General features: G+C 71.6%; 2 protein-coding genes. Both read left to right on the top strand.

Going from position 1 to position 1,843, the window contains the following annotated elements; genetic code table 11:
- Positions 1-715, top strand: a 715-nt coding sequence (locus L615_RS03445; protein ID WP_186449713.1) for an NADH-ubiquinone oxidoreductase-F iron-sulfur binding region domain-containing protein, incomplete at its 5' end; no start/stop codon positions are given.
- The coding region (locus L615_RS03450) for a 2Fe-2S iron-sulfur cluster-binding protein (protein ID WP_145724131.1) at positions 712-1,843 on the top strand (1,132 nt) is incomplete at its 3' end. The genes L615_RS03445 and L615_RS03450, both read left to right, overlap by 4 nt.

Below are 1,843 nucleotides of genomic sequence, written 5' to 3' on the forward strand. Positions count from 1 at the left end.
CGCCGGCCTCTACGCCAGCCCGACGGTCATCAACAACGTGGAGTCCATCGCCTCGGTCCCCGCGATCGTGAAGAACGGTGCGGCCTGGTTCGCGTCGATGGGCACGGAGAAGTCCAAGGGCCACGGCATCTTCTCGCTGTCCGGCCACGTGCAGAAGCCGGGCCAGTACGAGGCGCCGCTCGGCATCACGCTGCGCGAGCTGCTCGACCTCGCCGGCGGCGTCCGCGAGGGCCACCAGCTGAAGTTCTGGACCCCCGGCGGCTCCAGCACGCCGCTGCTGACGGCCGAGCACCTCGACGTACCSCTCGACTTCGAGGGCGTCGGCGGCGTCGGCTCGATGCTCGGGACCCGCGCCCTGCAGATCTTCGACGAGACCGTGTGCGTGATGCGTGCGGTGCTGCGCTGGACGGAGTTCTACAAGCACGAGTCCTGTGGGAAGTGCACGCCGTGCCGCGAGGGCACGTGGTGGCTCGTGCAGGCGCTGAGCCGGCTGGAGGCCGGCCAGGGCAGCGAGGCCGACCTCGACCAGCTGCTCGACCAGTGCGACAACATCCTGGGCCGCTCCTTCTGCGCCCTCGGCGACGGTGCGACGAGCCCGATCTCGAGCTCGATCCAGCACTTCCGCGACGAGTACCTCGCCCACCTCACGCACGGCGGCTGCCCGTTCGATCCCGCGAAGTCCACGGCCTGGGCCGGTCAGGAGGTGTCGGCATGACGGTCTCGACAGGCTCGACCACCGGGGTCGAGAAGACCGACCTGGTCACCCTCACCATCGACGGCGTCCAGGTCAGCGTCCCGAAGGACACCCTCGTCATCCGCGCCGCGGAGCAGATCGGCGTGCAGGTCCCGCGCTTCTGCGACCACCCCCTCCTCGCGCCGGTCGGCGCGTGCCGCCAGTGCCTGGTCGACGTCCCCGACGCCGGCAACGGGCGCGGCTTCCCGAAGCCGCAGGCCTCCTGCACGCTGCCGGTGGCCGAGGGCATGGTCGTCAGCACGCAGGTCACCAGCCCGGTCGCCGACAAGGCGCAGCAGGGCGTGATGGAGCTGCTGCTCATCAACCACCCGCTCGACTGCCCCGTCTGCGACAAGGGCGGCGAGTGCCCCCTGCAGAACCAGGCCATGTCCAACGGCCGCGCCGAGTCGCGCTTCTCCGACGAGCGCAACCGCGGCGTGAAGCGCACCTTCCCCAAGCCCATCAACCTGTCGCCGACGGTGCTGCTCGACCGCGAGCGCTGCATCGTGTGCCAGCGGTGCACCCGCTTCGCCGACGAGATCGCCGGCGACCCGTTCATCGCGCTCGTCGAGCGCGGTGCGCAGCAGCAGATCGGCATCGCCGAGGACGCGCCCTTCCTGTCGTACTTCTCCGGCAACGTGATCCAGATCTGCCCGGTCGGGGCGCTCACGTCCGAGCAGTACCGCTTCCGTTCGCGCCCGTTCGACCTGGTCTCGACGCCCGGCGTCGCCGAGCACGACGCGTGCGGCTCGGCCATCCGGGTCGACCACCGGCGCGGCAAGGTGCTGCGGCGCCAGGCGGGCGACGACCCCGCGGTCAACGAGGAGTGGATCAGCGACAAGGACCGCTTCGCCTTCGCCTACGCGCAGGCCGACGACCGGCTCGGCTACCCGCAGGTCCGCGACGAGGATGGCAGCCTCCGGCCGGCGTCGTGGCCCGAGGCGTTCACGGTTGCGGCCCGCGGGCTCGCCGGCGCGCGGGCGGCAGGGGGTGTCGGCGTGCTCACCGGCGGCCGGCTGACCGTCGAGGACGCCTACGCCTACAGCAAGTTCGCCCGGGTCGCGCTCGGCACCAACGACATCGACTTCCGGGCGCGTCCGCTGTCCGCGG

Origin of the sequence: Nocardioides sp. J9 (genome assembly GCF_007829375.1) — a bacterium.
Classification (GTDB): domain Bacteria; phylum Actinomycetota; class Actinomycetes; order Propionibacteriales; family Nocardioidaceae; genus Nocardioides.